Source organism: Ralstonia insidiosa (assembly GCF_008801405.1).
GTDB lineage: Bacteria > Pseudomonadota > Gammaproteobacteria > Burkholderiales > Burkholderiaceae > Ralstonia > Ralstonia insidiosa.
This window is the reverse complement of record NZ_VZPV01000001.1, coordinates 2,336,103-2,354,930: the sequence shown is the minus strand read 5'-3', so window position 1 is coordinate 2,354,930 and position 18,828 is coordinate 2,336,103. Positions and strand designations below refer to the sequence as shown.

Annotated in this window: 19 protein-coding genes; 16 read left to right on the top strand and 3 right to left on the bottom strand. The window is 62.5% G+C overall.

Going from position 1 to position 18,828, the window contains the following annotated elements; genetic code table 11:
- Positions 1-54 precede the first annotated feature (54 nt).
- From bamA to F7R11_RS11155, 11 genes are all read left to right on the top strand, one after another.
- Complete coding sequence (gene bamA, locus F7R11_RS11205) at positions 55-2,352, top strand: outer membrane protein assembly factor BamA (RefSeq protein ID WP_064803559.1); 2,298 nt, start codon at positions 55-57, stop codon at positions 2,350-2,352.
- The gene (locus tag F7R11_RS11200) at positions 2,352-2,909 is read left to right on the top strand and encodes an OmpH/Skp family outer membrane protein (protein ID WP_031329221.1); all 558 of its coding nucleotides are present in this window, start codon (positions 2,352-2,354) and stop codon (positions 2,907-2,909) included. The genes bamA and F7R11_RS11200 overlap by 1 nt, the downstream gene beginning before the upstream one ends.
- 10 nt (positions 2,910-2,919) lie before the next feature.
- A complete protein-coding gene (lpxD, locus tag F7R11_RS11195; protein ID WP_021194385.1) occupies positions 2,920-3,993 on the top strand; it encodes a UDP-3-O-(3-hydroxymyristoyl)glucosamine N-acyltransferase in 1,074 nt (357 codons plus the stop codon).
- The gene (fabZ, locus tag F7R11_RS11190; protein ID WP_021194386.1) at positions 3,990-4,493 is read left to right on the top strand and encodes a 3-hydroxyacyl-ACP dehydratase FabZ; all 504 of its coding nucleotides are present in this window, start codon (positions 3,990-3,992) and stop codon (positions 4,491-4,493) included. Before lpxD ends, fabZ begins: the two co-directional genes overlap by 4 nt.
- Entirely contained in the window at positions 4,490-5,302 is an 813-nt protein-coding gene (gene lpxA, locus F7R11_RS11185) for an acyl-ACP--UDP-N-acetylglucosamine O-acyltransferase (RefSeq protein WP_021194387.1), read from the top strand. The genes fabZ and lpxA overlap by 4 nt, the downstream gene beginning before the upstream one ends.
- 41 nt (positions 5,303-5,343) lie before the next feature.
- Positions 5,344-6,477 (top strand): lipid-A-disaccharide synthase, encoded by a 1,134-nt coding sequence (gene lpxB, locus F7R11_RS11180; RefSeq protein ID WP_064806324.1) that lies wholly within the window; start codon positions 5,344-5,346, stop codon positions 6,475-6,477.
- A 4-nt stretch (positions 6,478-6,481) separates the two neighbouring features.
- Positions 6,482-7,180, top strand: a complete 699-nt coding sequence (rnhB, locus tag F7R11_RS11175; RefSeq protein WP_064803557.1) for a ribonuclease HII — start codon at positions 6,482-6,484, stop codon at positions 7,178-7,180.
- Positions 7,181-7,185: 5 nt separating this feature from the next.
- Positions 7,186-7,968 (top strand): TrmH family RNA methyltransferase, encoded by a 783-nt coding sequence (locus tag F7R11_RS11170; RefSeq protein ID WP_064803555.1) that lies wholly within the window; start codon positions 7,186-7,188, stop codon positions 7,966-7,968.
- Between the two features lie 141 nt (positions 7,969-8,109).
- On the top strand, positions 8,110-8,985 hold the full coding sequence (locus F7R11_RS11165) for a M24 family metallopeptidase (protein WP_064803553.1): 876 nt from the start codon (positions 8,110-8,112) through the stop codon (positions 8,983-8,985).
- A 17-nt stretch (positions 8,986-9,002) separates the two neighbouring features.
- Positions 9,003-10,811 (top strand): SDR family oxidoreductase, encoded by a 1,809-nt coding sequence (locus F7R11_RS11160; protein WP_064806322.1) that lies wholly within the window; start codon positions 9,003-9,005, stop codon positions 10,809-10,811.
- Between the two features lie 35 nt (positions 10,812-10,846).
- Positions 10,847-11,743 (top strand): metal-dependent hydrolase, encoded by an 897-nt coding sequence (locus tag F7R11_RS11155; protein ID WP_064803551.1) that lies wholly within the window; start codon positions 10,847-10,849, stop codon positions 11,741-11,743.
- Between the two features lie 70 nt (positions 11,744-11,813).
- Here the strand turns inward: F7R11_RS11155 and ppsR are convergent, their stop codons facing one another.
- The gene (gene ppsR, locus F7R11_RS11150) at positions 11,814-12,665 is read right to left on the bottom strand and encodes a posphoenolpyruvate synthetase regulatory kinase/phosphorylase PpsR (RefSeq protein ID WP_064806320.1); all 852 of its coding nucleotides are present in this window, start codon (positions 12,663-12,665) and stop codon (positions 11,814-11,816) included.
- A gap of 219 nt (positions 12,666-12,884) precedes the next feature.
- Between ppsR and ppsA the strand changes: the two genes are divergently transcribed.
- The 3 genes from ppsA (at position 12,885) to F7R11_RS11135 (ending at position 16,824) form a co-directional block, all read left to right on the top strand.
- A complete protein-coding gene (ppsA, locus tag F7R11_RS11145) occupies positions 12,885-15,272 on the top strand; it encodes a phosphoenolpyruvate synthase (RefSeq protein ID WP_064803549.1) in 2,388 nt (795 codons plus the stop codon).
- A 162-nt stretch (positions 15,273-15,434) separates the two neighbouring features.
- Positions 15,435-15,863 (top strand): NfeD family protein, encoded by a 429-nt coding sequence (locus tag F7R11_RS11140; protein WP_064803547.1) that lies wholly within the window; start codon positions 15,435-15,437, stop codon positions 15,861-15,863.
- Between the two features lie 34 nt (positions 15,864-15,897).
- Positions 15,898-16,824, top strand: a complete 927-nt coding sequence (locus tag F7R11_RS11135; protein ID WP_064803545.1) for an SPFH domain-containing protein — start codon at positions 15,898-15,900, stop codon at positions 16,822-16,824.
- A gap of 25 nt (positions 16,825-16,849) precedes the next feature.
- Here the strand turns inward: F7R11_RS11135 and smpB are convergent, their stop codons facing one another.
- Positions 16,850-17,296: an SsrA-binding protein SmpB gene (gene smpB, locus F7R11_RS11130; RefSeq protein WP_004626709.1), complete on the bottom strand. Its 447-nt coding sequence runs from the start codon at positions 17,294-17,296 to the stop codon at positions 16,850-16,852.
- Positions 17,297-17,430: 134 nt separating this feature from the next.
- Here smpB and F7R11_RS11125 point away from each other — a divergent pair, with 134 nt between their 5' ends.
- Positions 17,431-17,868, top strand: coding sequence for a type II toxin-antitoxin system RatA family toxin (locus tag F7R11_RS11125; protein ID WP_021194398.1), 438 nt, complete (start codon positions 17,431-17,433; stop codon positions 17,866-17,868).
- Positions 17,855-18,238: an RnfH family protein gene (locus F7R11_RS11120; RefSeq protein WP_064803543.1), complete on the top strand. Its 384-nt coding sequence runs from the start codon at positions 17,855-17,857 to the stop codon at positions 18,236-18,238. Before F7R11_RS11125 ends, F7R11_RS11120 begins: the two co-directional genes overlap by 14 nt.
- 7 nt (positions 18,239-18,245) lie before the next feature.
- On the opposite strand, the gene F7R11_RS11115 is transcribed toward F7R11_RS11120, so the two are convergent.
- Positions 18,246-18,773 carry a DUF4124 domain-containing protein gene (locus F7R11_RS11115; protein ID WP_064803541.1) on the bottom strand — a complete coding sequence of 176 codons (528 nt, stop codon included), beginning with the start codon at positions 18,771-18,773 and terminating at the stop codon, positions 18,246-18,248.
- Between the last annotated feature and the right edge of the window lie 55 nt (positions 18,774-18,828).

Sequence of the window (18,828 nt, the reverse complement as noted above, 5' to 3'; positions counted from 1 at the left end):
ATTTTGAAAACACTCGGAAGTGGATTCCAACCGGATCCAATTTAGGGGATTAGATTGATCAGACAACATCGCTTCCCGCTCAGCGTGCTGGCGGCTTCCGTTCTGACCGTGACTGCCGGTCAGGCTCATGCAGTGGAGCCGTTCGTCGTGAAGGACATTCGCGTGGAGGGGGTACAGCGCGTCGAACCGGGTACCGTGTTCGGCTATCTGCCCGTGAAGGTAGGTGAGACCTTCACCGACGAGAAGGGCGCCGAATCGATCCGCGCGCTCTACAACACCGGCTTCTTCAAGGACGTACAGATCCGCGCCGAAGGCAACGTGCTGGTGGTGCGCGTGGAAGAGCGTCCGGCCATCTCGCAGCTCGAGTTCATCGGCTTCAAGGAGTTCGACAAGGACGCACTGCGCCGCACACTGCGTGGCGTGGGCGTGGCCGAAGCGCGCTACTACGACAAGTCGCTGATCGACCGCGCTGAGCAGGAAATCAAGCGCCAATACGTTTCGCGCGGCTACTATGCCGCCGACGTGTCGACTACCGTCACGCCGGTCGATGCCAACCGTGTGTCGATTACCTTCACGGTGGACGAAGGTCCGACGGCCAAGATTCGCCAGATCAATATCGTCGGCAACAAGGCCTTCAAGGAAGGCGACTTGCGCGACGAGATGCAACTGTCCACGCCCAACTGGTTGTCGTGGTACACGAAGAACGATCTGTATTCCAAGCAAAAGCTGACCGCCGATCTGGAAGCGCTGCGCTCGTTCTACCTGGACCGCGGTTACCTGGAATTCGCGATCGAGTCGACCCAGGTTTCCATCACGCCGGACAAGAAGGACATCTACCTCACGCTGAACATCCACGAGGGTGAACAGTACAAGGTGTCGGACATCAAGCTGACCGGCGAGCTGCTCTCCAAGCAAGCCGAGATGGAGAGGCTCATCAAGCTCAAGCAGGGCGATGTGTTCTCCTCGGCCAAGCTGTCGGCCACGACCAAGTCGATCACCGATCTGCTCGGCACGTACGGCTACGCTTTCGCTACGATCAACCCACAGCCGCAGATCAACCAGAAGGACCGCACGGTTGCGCTCACGCTGGTGGTTGATCCGGGCCGCCGTGTTTACGTGCGCCGCGTCAACGTGCTTGGCAACAGCAAGACGCGTGATGAAGTGGTGCGCCGAGAAATGCGCCAGATGGAAGCCTCGTGGTTTGACGGTGAGAAGCTGCAGCTCTCGCAGAACCGCATCAACCGCACGGGCTATTTCACCGATGCGAACATCACCACCGAAGACGTGCCGGGTACGTCTGACCAGGTGGACGTCAACGTCAACGTGACGGAAAAGCCGACTGGCCAGATCAACCTGGGTGTGGGCTTCTCGTCGACGGACAAGGTGGTGCTCTCGGCCGGTATCCGCCAGGACAACGTGTTCGGTTCCGGTACCAGCCTGGGCCTGGACGTGAACACCTCCAAGGCAAACCGCACCATTGCAGTGACGCAGTTCGATCCGTACTTCACGACCGACGGCATCAGCCGTTCGACCGAGCTGTACTACCGTACGTATCAGCCGCTGTACTACACCGGCGACTCGACGTACAAGATCGTGCAGGAGGGCGGCAACATGAAGTTTGGTGTGCCGTTCTCGGAAACCGATACCGTGTTCTTCGGCATCGGCTACGAGCGCACCAGCATCGACGTGTCGGCCAATACGCCGCTGGCCTATCAGAACTGGGTGACCAAGAACGGTCGTATCACCAACAACTTCCCGTTCACGATCGGTTGGTCGAAGGATCAGCGTGACAGCGCCCTGGTTCCGACCCGCGGCCGCTATCAGCAGGCCAATCTGGAAATTGGTGTTCCGGGCGGTGTCACGTACTATCGCGCGTACTATCAGCACCAGTGGTTCTATCCGGTCTCGAAGTCGTTTACGCTGGCCTTCAACAACGAGTTCGGCTATGGCCGAGGCTACGGCGGCAAGGACTTCCCGATCTTCAAGAACTACTACGCGGGTGGTATCGGCTCGGTGCGCGGCTATGAAACCAGCACGCTGGGCCCGCGCGACGCCAACGGCATTGCCATTGGTGGCGCGAGCAAGATTGTCGGTAACGTCGAATTCATCTTCCCGCTGCCGGGCTCGGGTGTGGACCGTACCGTCCGCCTGTTCACCTTCTTCGACTACGGTAACGTGTTCGCGGAAGCCGCCCAGCCGTACAAGCTTAGCGACATGCGCTACTCGACCGGTTTCGGCCTGTCGTGGCTGTCGCCGATTGGTCCGCTGAAGATCAGCATGGGCTTCCCGATCAAGCGGAAGGCTGAAGACCAGACTCAACGCTTCCAGTTCCAGATCGGGACGGCATTCTAATGACTGCATTCATCATGAAATCCACACGCGTCACATTGTCCCGCTTGGGCGTGTCGGTTGCTTTTGCTGCGCTCGCCGCCGCCAGCTTTGCACTGCCGGCCGCTGCGCAGGAAGCACGTATCGCCGCCGTCAATTCCGAGCGCATCCTGCGCGACTCGCAGCCGGCAAAGGCAGCGCAGTCCAAGCTGGAAGCTGAGTTTGCCAAGCGCGACCGCGATCTGCAGGACACGGCCGCCAAACTCAAGGCCATGTCCGACAAGCTGGACAAGGACTCGGCCGTGCTGGCCGATGCTGACCGAACGCGTCGTCAGCGCGAGCTGTCCGATCTGGACCGCGATTTCCAGCGCAAGCAACGCGAGTTCCGTGAAGACCTGAACCAGCGTCGCAACGAAGAGCTGGCCCAGGTGCTTGAGCGCGCCAACCGCGTGATCCGTTCGATCGCCGAGCAGCGCAAGTACGACCTGATCGTGCAGGAAGCGGTGTATGTGAATCCGCGCATCGACATCACCGACGATGTGCTCAAGGCGCTGAACGCGGCTTCGCAATCGGCGAAATGAGGTTGTTCCCATGTCGTTTTCGCTTGGTGAACTTGCCGCGTCGCTCGGCGCGACCGTCCAGGGTGACGCAGGCCTGATCGTCAAGTCGATCGCGCCGCTGGATCAGGCCGGCGCCGATCAGCTCGCCTTTCTTTCCAATCCGCTGTACCTCAATCAGGCTGTCGACTCCAATGCGGGAGCGATCATCGTATCGCCCCGCGATCTGGAAACGCTCGCCGCCCAAGGTCATGCTGACGGCCGAAACTGGCTGGTGGCAGCCAATCCGTATGCTGCGTTTGCTCGCGTTGCACAGCGCTTTGTCGCGCTGACTGCGCGACCGGTGGTGCCGGGTGTCCATCCGAGTGCGAGCGTGGGCGAGGGGGCCGTGGTGCCGGCATCATGCTCGATCGGCCCGAACGTGACCATCGAGGCTGGCGCCGTGCTCGGTGAGCGCGTACGTATTGCTGGTAACGGCTTTGTTGGTGCAGATGCGCGCATCGGCGACGACACGCTCCTCTACGCAAACGTCTCGATTTACCACGGCTGTGTGGTGGGTGCGCGTTGCATCTTGCACAGCGGCGTGGTGATCGGTGCAGACGGTTTCGGCTTTGCGCCGGACTTTGGCCCGCAAGGCGGCGAGTGGGTGAAGATTCCGCAGACCGGCCGCGCGGTGATTGGCGACGATGTGGAGATCGGCGCGAATACCGCCATCGACCGCGGCGCCATGGCCGACACGGTGGTCGAGCAGGGCTGCAAGATCGACAACCAGGTGCAGATTGCACACAACGTGCACGTGGGTGCCTACACCGTCATTGCAGGCTGCGCGGCCATCTCGGGCAGCACGAAGATCGGACGCTACTGCATCATCGGTGGCGCGGCGAACTTTGCTGGCCACCTGACGATTGCGGACCGCGTGACCGTCTCGGGCGGTACGTCCATCACCAAATCCATCACCAAACCTGGTGGCCATTTCACCAGCGTCTTCCCGTTCATGCCGCATGGCGATTGGGAGCGTAACGCGGCCATCGTTCGAGGCCTGACGCGCATGCGCGAACGGTTGCAACAACTGGAACAGCGGGTCAAAGACCTGCGCAAAGAATCATGACCGAAGCATCGAATACGACCAACGCGACGACCAGCCTCGTCAGCGATTTCAACATCAAGAAGATCCTCGACCTGCTGCCGCATCGCTACCCGATGCTGTTGGTCGATCGTGTGGTCGAGTTCGAATCGGGCAAGCGCATTAAGGCCATCAAGAACGTCACGTTTAACGAGCCGTTCTTCAACGGCCACTTCCCGGGGCACCCGGTCATGCCGGGTGTGCTGATTCTCGAAGCGCTGGCGCAGACTGCCGCGCTGTTGACCTTCGGTGAGCCTGGTCACCAACGCAACGAGAACGATCTCTATCTGTTCACGGCCATTGATGGCGCCCGATTCAAGCGACAGGTCGTGCCTGGCGATCAACTCTGCCTGCACGCAGAACTGCTGCGTGGCAAGCGCGGCTTCTGGAAGTTCAAGGTGTTCGGCATGGTGGACAACGAGATTGCCGCCGAAGCTGAAATCATGTGCGCGATCATCAAGGATGAACCGAAGGGAGCCGCATGAGCACGAGCAAGATCCATCCGACCGCGCTGATCGACCCGAAAGCCGAGCTGGACTCCAGCGTCGAGATTGGCGCCTTTACCGTTGTCGGCCCGAATGTGCGCATGGGCGCGGGCACACGTGTCGGTCATCACACGGTGGTTGAGGGCTACACCACGCTGGGTCGCGACAACAGCATCGGCCACTTCGCGTCGGTGGGCGGCCGCCCGCAGGACATGAAGTATCGCGATGAGCCGACGCAGCTCATCGTTGGCGATCGCAACACCATCCGCGAGTTCACCACGATCCACACCGGCACTTCGCAGGATGCCGGTATCACGTCCATTGGCGACGACAACTGGATCATGGCCTACGTGCACATCGCGCACGACTGCCGCGTGGGCAACCACACCGTGTTCTCGAGCAACGCGCAGATTGCCGGCCACGTGGAAGTCGGCGACTGGGCCATCCTGGGCGGTATGTCCGGCGTGCACCAGTTCGTGCGCATCGGTGCGCACGCGATGCTGGGCGGTGCCTCGGCGCTGGTGCAGGACGTGCCGCCGTTCGTGATTGCCGCGAGCGACAAGGGTGGCAATAAGGCCGCACCGCACGGCATCAACGTCGAAGGTCTGCGCCGACGCGGTTTCACGGCCGAGCAGATCACCGGCCTGCGCCAAGCGTACAAGCTGCTCTACAAGAGCGACCTGAGCTTCGATCAGGCCAAGGCCGAGATTGCCGCGCAGGTTGCCCAGGCTGACGATGCCCCGACGCGTGAAGTGCTGACCGCGTTCGCAGATTTCATCGCCGCCACCAAGCGCGGCATCGTGCGTTGACCGATCAGGCCCAGGGGGCCGCGCCGGCGCGCCGCATCGGCATGGTGGCAGGCGAGGCGTCCGGCGATCTGCTGGCCTCGCTGCTGCTCAAGGGGTTGCACGCACAACTGCCCGCCGATATTGCCTACAACGGCATCGGCGGTGCGCGCATGGCCGAGCAAGGTTTTCAGTCCAATTGGCCGATGCACAAGCTGTCGGTCAACGGCTACGTGGAAGTGCTCGGCCAACTGCGCGAGATCCTCGCTATCCGCAAGGAGCTCAAGCAGGATCTGCTGACCAATCCGCCGCTGGCCTTCATCGGCGTCGATGCGCCGGACTTCAATTTCAACGTCGAGATCGCCATGCGGCAGGCGGGTGTGCCGGTGGTGCACTTCGTCAGCCCGTCGATCTGGGCGTGGCGTGCCGGGCGCATCAAAACGATCGCCAAGGCTGTTGACCACATCCTCTGCCTGTTCCCGTTCGAGCCCGAAATCTACGCCAAGGCGGGCATTCCTGCCACGTACGTCGGTCATCCGCTGGCGGACGTGATTCCGCTGGTGCCAGACGTGGAAGGTGCGCGCACGCGCCTGGGTCTACCACTGGGTCGCAAGATCGTGGCGGTGCTACCGGGCAGCCGTAACTCAGAGGTCAAGAACCTCGGGCCGACGCTGTTCGCGGCCATGGTGCGCATGCAGGCGGTCGAGCCGGACATCGCCTTCGTATTGCCGGCCGCCAGCGCGACACTGCGCGAGCGCGTTGATGCCCTGCGTGCAGAGCACCCGGGCCTGCATCTGTGGGTGGTTGACGGCCAGTCGCACGCGGCCATGGAAGCCGCTGACGTGATTCTGCTTGCCAGCGGCACCGCCACGCTGGAAGCCGCGCTGTACAAGAAGCCCATGGTCATCACCTACAAGGTGCCCTGGTTGACGGCACAGATCATGAAGCGCAAGGGCTATCTGCCGTATGTGGGGCTGCCGAACATACTGTCCGGCCGCTTTGTCGTGCCCGAACTGCTGCAGGACGACGCGACACCCGAGGCGCTTGCGCGTGAGACGCTGCTGCAGTTGAGCGATCACGGCAACGCCACCTTCCTGCGAGAGCATTTCACGCAGATGCATCTGACGCTCAAGCAGAACATGGCGGAGATTGGCGCGAAGGTCGTGGCCGATTTGCTGCGCAGCCGCGGTCAGCTTTAACGCCATGGCTTCCCGCAAACCCAATCCGGATCAACTGGGCCTGCTGCTGTCGCAAGAGCCGGTGGACGATGCCGGCAAGCGTGTGCACCGCATTCTGTGTGGCGTGGATGAAGCTGGCCGTGGGCCGCTGGCCGGGCCGGTAACAGCCGCTGCCGTCATCCTCGACCCACGCAAGCCGATTGCTGGGCTGGCCGATTCCAAGATTCTCACCGCAAAAAAGCGCGAGGCGCTGTACGACGAGATCATCGAAAAGGCGCTTGCTTGGCATGTGGCTGAGGCAACCGTCGAGGAGATCGACCGGATCAACATCCTGCATGCGACTATGCTGGCCATGCAGCGCGCTGTGCAGGGCGTGGCTGCGAAAGGCACGCTGCCTGACCTCGTACAGGTGGACGGCAATCGCTGCCCGCAGGTGCCGTTTGCGGTGGAAGCCATCGTCAAGGGCGACGCGCTGGTGCAGGAGATTTCGGCGGCGTCGATTCTTGCCAAGGTCACACGTGATCGGCAGTTGGTCGCTTTGCACGCGGCGTTTCCGGCGTACGGCTTCGATTTGCATGCCGGCTATGGCACGCCCCAGCATTTGGCTGCCATCGAAGCGCATGGCGTGACACCGCATCATCGCCGTTCATTTGCGCCGGTGCGCCGCGCGCTGGAAGCGCAGGCTGCAACGACTGCGGGTGGTAGCCCCGCCTGGGACGACTGATTTTCATGAAGCACATCACTTCTCGTGACAACGCCGTATTCAAGCACCTGAAAGCGCTGTCGGGCTCGACACAGCAACGCCGGCGCGCGGGGCAATCCGTGCTCGACGGCGTGCATCTGGTTGCTGCCTATCTGGATGCAGGCCAGACGCCGGACCAGATCCTGGTTTCCGAGCGTCATGTCGCTCACCCGGAAGTCACGGTGCTGCTGGATCGCATGGATCCGCAGACTGTCATCCTGCTGGCCGACAACCTATTTTCCCAGCTCACCACGGTCGTCAATGGCGTGGATCTGATCGCCTTGATCGAAACGCCTGAAGGCCATCTGCCGCAAGTCATTGATGCTGATTGCGTGATCCTGGATGGCATTCAGGATGCCGGCAACGTCGGCTCGATCCTGCGCTGCGCGGCGGCGGCGGGGGTGCGCGACGTGTTCATGACGGCGGGTTGTGCGTTCGCGTGGTCAGCCAAGACCTTGCGCGCTGCAATGGGCGCGCATTTCCACCTGAACATCGTCGAGCACTGCACGTTCGAGAACGTGCATCCGCGTATTCGGGTGCCATTGCTGGCAACGTCGTCGCACGCTAAGGAGGCCGTCTTCGATGTGCCGCTGAATTCACCCGTCGGTTGGGTCTTCGGCAACGAGGGGGCGGGCGTGTCCGACGCATGGCTGTCGGCGGTAACCACCCCTGTGACGATCCCCCAGCCAGGCGGTATGGAATCCCTTAACGTAGCTGCCGCAGCAGCCGTCTGCCTGTTCGAAGCGGTGCGCCAGCGTCGCGCTGGCTGATCTCGTTTTCCTGTTGATTACCGGTCACACGGCGTTTTCAAACGCCAGAAAAGTCCTGCATTGACTTTGCCATTGAGTAATGGAACATTGAGCGTGGTGCCATTGAGCGCCCCTCGATAACCAGACTCAAGGAGACCGGCCATGCCGAACCCCGCGCTGGCGCGCGTCAATGTCGACGAACTCGCGCAGTTTCGTGAAATCCAGCAACTCGCCTACCAATGCGTCGAAGCAGTCGGGGGCATGTTGCGCCCGGGCATGACGGAGAAGGATGGGGCCAGGCTGCTCACCGAGTGGCTGGGTGACCGCGGTGTGCATGACTGGCTGCACAAGCCGTTCGCCTGGTTTGGTGATCGCACGGCGTTTCGGGGGTTCTCGGGTCTGACGCACATGGCCGGTTTCAACATGGCGTTCTTTCCGTCGTCGCGGCGGCTGGAGGAGAACATGCCGGTCATCCTGGACGTGGCGCCGGTGCGCAACGGGGTGATTGCCGACGTGGGCTACGCCACGTGTCTTGGCGAGAACGCCATCCTTGAACAGCTGCTGGACGATCTGATGGCGCACCGCGAGCTGATCGTGCGCCTGATTCGCGAGCGCCACCCGATGGCGGAGGTCGCCCGTGCGGTCGATCAGCTCTGCATGAAGCAGGGCGTCGAGCCGCGCCACAAGGCCTATCCGTTCAAGGTGCTGGCGCATCGCGTGGCCAAGCTGGAGAAAACGTCGAAGCCGCACTTCGTGGCGCGCTTCGGGTTGAACGCCACCCGCAACCTGATTCTCGACCAGGTGCGCAGCGGCAAGCAGGAGGGGTGGTCACCGCTGTGGTCGATTGACCGACGCTCCGAGCACGCACCGGTGCCAGGCCTGTGGGCCGTCGAGCCGCACCTGGGTTTCCATGGCGTGGGTGCCAAGTTCGAAGAACTGCTCGTCATCACCGAAGACGATGCCTACTGGCTCGACGACGATCTGCCGCACGTGCGCAGGTGGCAACAACGCCAGCTCGCACAGCAGCGTGCGGCCTGATGCTTGCGGAGGCTCAGATGAAGACGCTTCTTGAAGAGGCCCCGCTGGCGTTGTTCGAGCCGGCCGCCGCCTTTCCACCCAAGGAACATTCGGAGCGCACCGTGCAATCCGGTGACGTCGCGCTCGCCGTCAAGACCTGGGGCGACCCGGCCCGACCGACCGTCGTACTCGTCCACGGCTACCCGGACAACAGCGAGGTCTGGCACGAGATGGCGCCGATGCTCGCGCGCGACTACTACGTCATCGCCTACGACGTGCGCGGCGCAGGGCAATCAAGCGCGCCCAAGGGGATGCGCAATTACACCTTCGCGCGCCTGACCGACGACTTCATCGCGGTGATTGATGCGCTGAGCCCCAGCAAACCTGTCCACTTGATTGCACACGACTGGGGTTCGATCCAGTCGTGGGAGTTCGTGACGGAAGAGCGCCTGCGCGGGCGCATCGCGTCTTACACGTCGTGCTCGGGGCCGTGTCTGGATCACGTCGGGCATTGGATGCGCCAGCGTCTGCTGCGCCCGTCGCCATCGTCGCTGGGCAAGATGCTGGGGCAGCTTGTGCGCTCGTGGTACGTGCTGCTGTTCCATCTGCCGATCGTGCCGGAGTTGAGCTGGCGCCTATGGCTGGGGCGGGTCTGGCCGCGCGTGCTGCGTCGCGTGGAGAGGACCACCATCGTGCCGCGCGCCACGCAGACGGCCGATGGGGTACGTGGCGTCTCGCTGTATCGCGCCAACTTCATCCGCAGCCTGTTCACGCCGCGTAAACGCTACGCGCATGCGCCCGTGCAGGTGATCGTGCCGACGCTGGACAAGTACGTGAGCCCCGCATTGTCCGAAGACCTATCGCGTTGGGTGCCGAACTATTGGCGGCGCGAAGTGGTGGCGCGGCACTGGCTGCCCGTGACACATGCCGGGCGCATGGCCGCGATGGCGCGCGAGCTGATCGAGCACGCCGAGGGCAAGCCGGAATCCGAGGCGTTGCAGCGCGCTCGCCAGCACGGCGAACGCAAGCCGTTCACCGGCAAGCTGGCCGTCATCACCGGTGCGGGCAGCGGTATCGGTCGCTGCGCGGCGCTGGAGTTTGCGGAGCAAGGCGCGGCCATCGTCGCAGTCGACATTCGTGCGGAGGACGCCGAACGCACCGCCACACTGATCCGGCTCTCCGGCGGCAAGGCGTGGGCGTGCACCGTTGATGTGGGCAACGCTGAGCAGATGGAAGCCCTGGTCGATTGGGTCGGCAAGGCGCTGGGTGGCGCTGACATTGTCGTCAACAACGCGGGCATCGGCATGGCGGGCGGCATTGTCGACACCTCCGAGCGCGATTGGCAGCGCATCCTGCATGTGAACGTGTGGGGCGTGATCCACGGCGCGCGGCTGTTCGCCAAGCAGATGGTGGCGCGTGGGCAGGGCGGGCACGTTCTGAATACCGCGTCGGCGGCGGCCTTTGCGCCCTCACGCGATCTTGCCGCGTACGCGACCACCAAGGCCGCCGTGCTGATGCTGTCCGAATGCATGCGTGGCGAACTGGCCGGGCAGGGCATCGGCGTATCGGCCATCTGCCCTGGCTTTGCCGAGACGGGAATCATGGCCTCCACCGTCTACGCCGGCACGACGGAGGTGCAGCAAGCCCAACTGCGCGCTCGTGCAACCAAGCTCTACCAGTTGCGCGGCCTCAAGCCCGAAACCGTTGCCAAAGCCATGCTCCGTGCGGTGCTCCGCAACAAGCCGGTCGTCACGATCGGCATCGAGGCGCATTCGTCACGCTTCATCTCACGCTACGCGCAGTGGCTCAGCCGGCTGATTGCCCGCGTGAGCATGGCCGGGCATTGAGCACGGTCCTGAACAAGAACGACAGGAGACAAACCATGACTGCGCTCGACTACACCATCAAGCCCCGGCACGTGCGCTTCGACTGGAAGGACACGCCCATCCAATGGATCCCCGGTGATCCGTCCAGCACGCACATCATCAACATCCTCAACCTGCTGTTTCCGGCCGGCGAGCTGTGGTTCTGCCGCGTCTACAACAAGGCCATGCCGCAGATCACCGATGCGAAACTGCGCGCCGATGCGGAGGGCTTCCTGCGCCAGGAGGCGATCCATTCGCGCTCGCATGGCGGCGTGCTCACGCATTACTACAAGGACCACGGCATCGACACGCAGCCCTTCACCAAGCGGCTGGATTGGTTGTTTTCCAAGGTGCTCGGTGAGCAACCGCTCGGCCTGAAGATTGGCCATACGCGCTTCTGGCTGCGGCAACAACTCGGCATCATCGCCGCGCTGGAACACTTCTTCGGCTATCTCGGCAACTGGGTGCTCAACGCAAAAGGGCTGGATGCCGCCAACGCCGATCCGGTCATGCTCGATTTGCTGCGCTGGCACGGCGCAGAGGAGGTCGAACACCGCACGGTGGCCTTCGACATCTTCCGGCACATGGGCGGCAACTACTTTGAGCGTTGCTTCCATATGCTGAGCACGATCCTGCTGCTGCTGTATTTCCTGGTGACGGGCTTTCGCTTCATGTACAAGCGCGATCCCGGGGCGGGGCGCTTTCCGGGGTTCATCCGCGGCTGGTGGCACGGGTCGCGCCGCGGTTGCCTGCCGTCGTTCTGGAAAATGCTGGGCGCCGCGCTGCGCTATTTCCGACCCAGCTACACGCCACACCATGAGGGTTCGACCGAGCAGGCCCTGGCCTATCTGGCGACATCCCCTGCCGCCCAGGCGGCTGCGCACGGCGGCAACTGGGTGCGCGATCGCGCTTGAGCCCAGCGTCGGCGGAAAAGCAAAACGGCCGGTGCGAACCCGGCCGTTTTTTATTGCGTGAGCACGACGCTCAGTAGTTGTCGCGCTCCATCTTGATGTCCTGCAGGACCGTCGTCGCAATCTCTTCGATCGACTTGTGCGTGGACGACAGCCACTTGATACCCTCGCGCCGCATCATCGATTCGGCCTCGTTGACCTCGTAGCGGCAGTTCTCGATCGCAGCGTATTTGCTGCCTGGGCGACGTTCGTTGCGGATCTCGGACAGGCGCTGTGGGTCGATCGACAGGCCGAAAATCTTGCTCTTGTAGTCGTACAGCACCGTGGGCAGCTTGCCGCGCTCGAAATCATCAGGAATGAGCGGATAGTTGGCCGATTTCACGCCGTACTGCATTGCCAGGTAGAGGCTGGTTGGCGTCTTGCCGCTGCGGGATACCCCCACCAGGATCACATCCGCCTCGGCCAGGTTCTTGTGTGACTGGCCGTCATCGTGCGCAAGTGAAAAGTTGATCGCTTCGATGCGGTTTTTGTATGCCTCGGTGTCGGCGTTCTGATGGAAGCGGCCGATGGCGTGGGTGGACTTGAGGTTCAGCTCCTTCTCGAGCGGCTCGATGAAGGTCTGGAACATGTCCAGGATGGTGGCCTTGGCACGATGGACGATCTGGTTGGCGTCGGCATCCACCAGCGTGGTGAAGACGATCGGGCGAACGCCCTCGGCGTTGAACGCCTCGTTGATCTTGCCAACCGCCACATGCGCTTTTTCGACCGTGTCGACAAACGGAATCCGCACCTGGCGGAATTTCATCTCGAACTGGGCCAGGATGGAGTGGGCGAAGGTTTCTGCAGTGATCCCGGTGCCATCCGACACGATAAATACGGTGCGGACGGCCGCGCGGTTGGCAGATGCGGCGGCAAGGTCGGTCATCGAAAACAAGGGGTTTTTCCAGCACGCAGGCAAGAAATCGTGCTGCGGCACGGTAGAATAGCGGCGATCGTTTCGCTAAGCAATTCGGGCTCGCCGCTCGCCAGACAATGTCACAGCGGCTGCCCCGGATGATTTAGCCAAGCGATTCGCATGGCCAGACGACAAGAACATGCCCCATGCGTATCCGACCGGTTTTTTACTTAGTTTAGGGACTTTTGTATGACTAACCTGTCGCAAGACGGCGCCTATGTGCTGCCGTTCGAGCAACTGCGGATGACCGATGTTGAGGTCGTTGGCGGTAAGAACGCTTCGCTGGGCGAGATGATCTCCCAGCTGGATGGCGCCGGCGTGCGCGTTCCGGGCGGTTTTGCCACCACGGCACTGGCATTCCGTGACTTCCTCGCACACAACAACCTGACCGAGCGTATCTCGCAGCGTCTGGCCGCCCTGGACGTCGATGACGTCAAGGCACTGGCCGCGGCCGGCAAGGAGATCCGCGAGTGGGTTGCCACCGCACCGTTCCAGCCGCGCCTGGAGCAGGAAATTCGTGACTCGTACGCTCGCGTGGCTGCCCGTGAAGGTGCCGAGGCATCGTTCGCGGTGCGCTCGTCGGCCACGGCCGAAGACTTGCCGGACGCCTCGTTCGCCGGTCAGCAGGAAAGCTACCTCAACGTTCTGGGCATTGATGACGTGCTCGACAAGATCAAGCACGTGTTTGCCTCGCTGTACAACGACCGTGCGATTTCGTACCGCGTGCACAAGGGTTTCGCCCACGACGTGGTGGCCCTGTCGGCCGGTATCCAGCGCATGGTGCGTTCGGACTGCGGCGCCTCGGGCGTGATGTTCACGATCGACACCGAATCGGGCTTCCAGGAAGTCGTCTTCATCACCTCCAGCTACGGCCTGGGTGAAACGGTGGTGCAGGGCGCCGTGAACCCGGACGAGTTCTACGTCTTCAAACCGACGCTGGCCTCCGGCAAGTACCCGATCATCCGCCGTTCGATCGGCTCCAAGCTGATCAAGATGGAATTCACCGCGCCGGGTGAAGAAGGCCGCGTGAAGACTGTGGACGTGCCGGGCGAACTGCGCAACCGCTACTCCATCAGCGACGCTGACGTGGCGGAGCTGGCCAAGTACGCTGTCATCATCGAGAAGCACTACGGCCGCCCGATGGACATCGAGTGGGGCCGCGACGGCAAGGACGGCAAGATCTACATCCTGCAGGCTCGCCCCGAGACGGTGAAGAGCCAGTCGCAGGGTAAGGCTGAGCAGCGCTTCCGCCTGAAGGGCTCGGCACCGGTGCTGACCACCGGCCGCGCCATCGGCCAGAAGATCGGCACGGGTCCGGTGCGCGTGATCAACGATCCGGCCGAAATGGAACGCGTGCAGCCCGGCGACGTGCTGGTTGCCGACATGACCGACCCGAACTGGGAACCGGTGATGAAGCGTGCTTCGGCCATCGTCACCAACCGCGGCGGCCGTACCTGCCACGCGGCCATCATCGCGCGTGAGCTGGGTGTGCCGGCCGTGGTCGGCTGCGGCGACGCCACCGACCTGCTGAAGGACGGCACCCTGGTGACGGTCTCGTGCGCCGAGGGCGACGAAGGCAAGATCTACGATGGTCTGCTGGAAACCGAAATCACGGAGGTCCAGCGCGGCGAAATGCCGGTGATCAGCACGAAGATCATGATGAACGTCGGCAACCCGCAACTGGCGTTCGACTTCTGCCAGATTCCCAACGGCGGTGTTGGCTTGGCGCGTCTGGAATTCATCATCAACAACAACATCGGCGTGCACCCGAAGGCGATCCTCGACTACCCGCAAGTCGACAGCGACCTGAAGAAAGCCGTGGAAAGCGTGGCCCGTGGCCATGCCAGCCCGCGCGCGTTCTACGTCGACAAGCTGGCCGAGGGCATCGCCACCATCGCGGCGGCGTTCTACCCGAAGCCCGTGATCGTGCGTCTGTCGGACTTCAAGTCCAACGAGTACAAGAAGCTGATTGGTGGTTCGCGCTACGAGCCGGACGAAGAAAACCCGATGCTGGGCTTCCGTGGCGCCTCGCGCTACATCGCCGAAGACTTTGCTGAGGCCTTCGAGATGGAGTGCCGCGCCATGAAGCGCGTGCGTGACGAGATGGGCCTGACCAACGTTGAGGTCATGGTGCCGTTCGTGCGTACGCTCGGCCAGGCTGAGAAGGTTGTCGAGTTGCTGGCCAAGTACGGCCTGAAGCGCGGCGAGAACGGCCTGCGCCTGATCATGATGTGCGAAGTGCCGTCCAACGCGATCCTGGCCGAGCAGTTCCTGCAGCATTTCGACGGCTTCTCGATCGGCTCGAACGATCTGACGCAGCTCACGCTGGGCCTGGACCGCGACTCCGGCATGGAGCTGCTGGCCCGCGACTTTGACGAGCGCGACCCGGCAGTCAAGTTCATGCTGCAGCGTGCCATTTCCACGGCGCTGTCGATGAACAAGTACGTCGGTATCTGTGGTCAAGGCCCGTCCGACCACCCGGATTTTGCCGAGTGGCTGGCCAAGGAAGGCATCTCGTCGATCTCGCTGAATCCGGATTCGGTGGTCGATACGTGGCAGAAGCTGGGTTCGGCCTAAATCGGGCCGGATCTAGCGTGTTGTAAGACAAAGCGCGTATTGTGATAGGTACGCGCTAACAAGAACGCGAAGTGCCCGGCAGCGTCTAACGCTGGCGGGGGCTGAGCGGCATGCCCCCGCAGACGTGCAGCGTCGCGGGGGTTTTTTTCTGGGAGAGGGAGCATGTCGGCTCAGACCATTTGGTTTTCGCTGGCTGTGCTGCTCGTCATCGGTGAACTGATGACGGGTACGTTCTACCTGCTGATGGTGGCAATCGGCTTGCTGGCCGGCGGTTTGGCAGCACTGGTTGGACTGGCGTTTCCGGCGCAGGCCATTGTGGCCGCCATCATCGCGGTGTTCGGCATCGCTGGACTACGGCGCTCGCGCTACGGACGCGTGACACGCGAAGATGCCGCTCGCAATCGCAACGTGAATCTGGATATCGGCGAGGTGCTGCGCGTAGACGCGTGGTCGCCCGAGCGCCGCGCGCGCGTGCAATATCGTGGCGCCGCATGGGACGTCGAGCTGGCACCGCACGCCACGGCTTCGGGCGGCGAATTCCGCATCGTCGAGGTACGCGGCAACGTGCTGGTTGTCGCGCCCAAGCATTAAGCCTTAGCACCCAATACCAACAACTGGAGGTTCTATGTTCGAGCTGGGGACTCTCGCGCTTATCGTTCTGTTTGCCGCTATTGTGCTGATCGCGCAGGGCGTCAAGATCGTGCCGCAACAGCACGCCTGGATTCTGGAGCGGCTGGGCAAGTACCACGCAACGCTGTCGCCAGGGCTCAACATCGTGCTGCCGTTTGTCGACCGCGTGGCCTACAAGCACGTGCTCAAGGAAATCCCGCTCGACGTGCCGAGCCAGATCTGTATCACCAAGGACAACACGCAGCTGCAGGTGGACGGCATCCTGTACTTCCAGGTGACCGACCCGATGCGGGCGTCGTACGGTTCAAGCAACTTTGTGGTTGCGATCACGCAACTCGCGCAGACGACGCTGCGTTCCGTGGTGGGCAAGCTTGAGCTGGACAAGACGTTTGAGGAGCGCGACTTCATCAACCACAGCGTGGTCAATGCGCTGGATGAGGCTGCATCGAACTGGGGCGTGAAGGTGCTGCGCTATGAGATCAAGGATCTGACGCCGCCGAAGGAAATCCTGCACGCCATGCAGGCGCAGATCACTGCCGAACGCGAAAAGCGTGCGCTGATCGCTGCATCGGAAGGTAAGCGTCAGGAGCAGATCAATCTGGCGTCGGGCGCGCGCGAGGCGGCAATCCAAAAGTCTGAAGGTGAAAGGCAAGCCGCCATCAACAAGGCCCAGGGCGAGGCGGCGGCGATTCTGGCAGTGGCCGAAGCCAATGCGCAGGCGATCCAGAAGATCGGTCTGGCGATCCGCACCGATGGCGGAATCGATGCGGTCAACCTGAAGGTGGCGGAGGAATATGTGAGCGCGTTCGGTAACCTGGCCAAGCAGGGCAACACGCTGATCGTGCCAGGCAACATGGGTGACCTGAGCACGATGATTGCGTCAGCGTTGACGATTGTGAAGCAACAACGGCCGAACGTTTAAAAGCGCGGGAGCGGGAAGGCCCCGGTCAGGCCTTCTCGCGCATGAGGCGCGCTTTCTCGCGCTGCCAGTCGCGGTCCTTTTCGGTTTCGCGCTTATCGAATTGCTTCTTGCCCTTGGCGAGGCCGATTTCGCATTTCACGCGGCCGCGCGTGTAGTGCAGGTTGAGCGGCACGAGCGTGTAGCCGCGCTGCTCGACCTTGCCGATGAGCTTCTTGATCTCTTCAGCGTGCAGCAGCAGCTTGCGGGTGCGCACGGGGTCGGGGTTGACGTGGGTGGAGGCCGATTGCAGTGGGCTGATGTGCGCCCCGATCAGGAACAGCTCGGCGTTACGGATCACGACGTAGCCTTCTTTGATCTGCGCACGGTTGGCGCGGATGGCCTTCACCTCCCAGCCCTCGAGTGCCATGCCTGCCTCGTAGCGCTCTTCGATGAAGTAATCGAAAAAGGCTTTCTTGTTGTCGGCGATGGTCATACGTTGGAATGTGCGGTGAGCGCATCGGGGTGACGATCCCGGCATGCGCTGCGATAAAATGGCGAGTTTAACAAATCCGCTGCAGCCCGAGGCTTACGCCCGGAGGTGCGGCGCGCAAAGCTCTCGGATGGCGCATGGCAGACGTTGAAAAAACCGTGTTGATTGGCTACTCGGCCGAACAGATGTTCGACCTGGTCACCGACGTCAAGGACTATCCGAACTTCCTACCGTGGTGCGGCGGCGTAGAAATCTTCGAGCAGACGGAAACGTCACTCGATGCGCGCGTCGATATTGCCTTCAAGGGTATCCGTCAGCATTTCCGGACACGCAACACGCAAACGCGACCCACCCGGATCGATATGCAGTTTGCCGACGGTCCTTTCAAGGCTTTCACCGGTTTTTGGGTGTTCACGCCGTTGCGGGCCGACGCCTGCAAGATCAATTTCCACCTGCACTACGAGTTTTCCAGTCACCTGCTGGAAAAGATCATCGGCCCGGTGTTCAGCATGATCGCCAATACCTTCGTCGATTCCTTCGTCAAGCGCGCTGAGACTGTCTATGGCGAATCCTGAGCAGCTTGAGGTGATGGTTTGCCTGGCGACGGTTACGCCGCCGCGGCTGGTCAATGTACAGGTGCCGGCGCAGTCGACAGTGGCTGATGCGGTACGGATGTCAGGGGTTCTGGATGGATCGGATCTGACGATCGATACATGCCGCCTGGGCATCTATGGCAAGCGCAAGACGCCGGATGCGCCGCTGCATGCGCGTGACCGTGTGGAAATCTTGGGTCCGCTGATCGCCGATCCAAAGACGGCGCGCCGGCGCCGGGTGCAGAAGGTACGGGCAACCGGTACGCGCGAAGGCCTGAAGTGGCTGCGTAATGGGGCGCCACCCGAGGGGGCACCACCCGAGGCGCCGCCCAAAGGCGACGTCCTCGAATAACGCTCGCTCAGTTGCAGTTGGCGCTCAGGGCTGCCTGATTGCGCGCAACGGCGGCGGCGCGCTGATTGTCATCCATAAAGGCAATCGAGCCGTCGGCCTGCGCGGTACCAATGCGACGGCCTTCCTGCATATACGTGGTTTCGTTGCGCAGGCGTGCGCATTCCGCCTGCTTGCGCTGGGCGGCTTCTGCCTGTTTGGCTTCGTCCTGTTCTTTCTTCGCGCGATCGGCCATGCGCTTGCGCAGGGCTTCGTCCGGATCGACGGCCACGCTGGAGGCGGGTTGGGCGGCTTTGGGTGCCGAGGCGGCCTGAACTGCGGAAGCCGGTGCCGGCACTGCTTCGTACGCGGTGGCAGTGCGGCTGTTCGGGTTGCGGATGATGCGGCTGGGCGGTACCGACGGCGGCGGTGCCGCGTCGCTGTAGACCATCAGGCCTTTCTCATCGCGCCATTGCCAAGCCCATTGTGCAAGGGCTGCCGGACAGGCGAGGGCGATCAGGGTGGCGGTGGCTGGCAGCAGGACGTGCAGTCGTTTCATGGAGTTCTCGTTCGATGGCCTGCCGAGGCGCGCTGGCCGACCCGACGACGGCCCC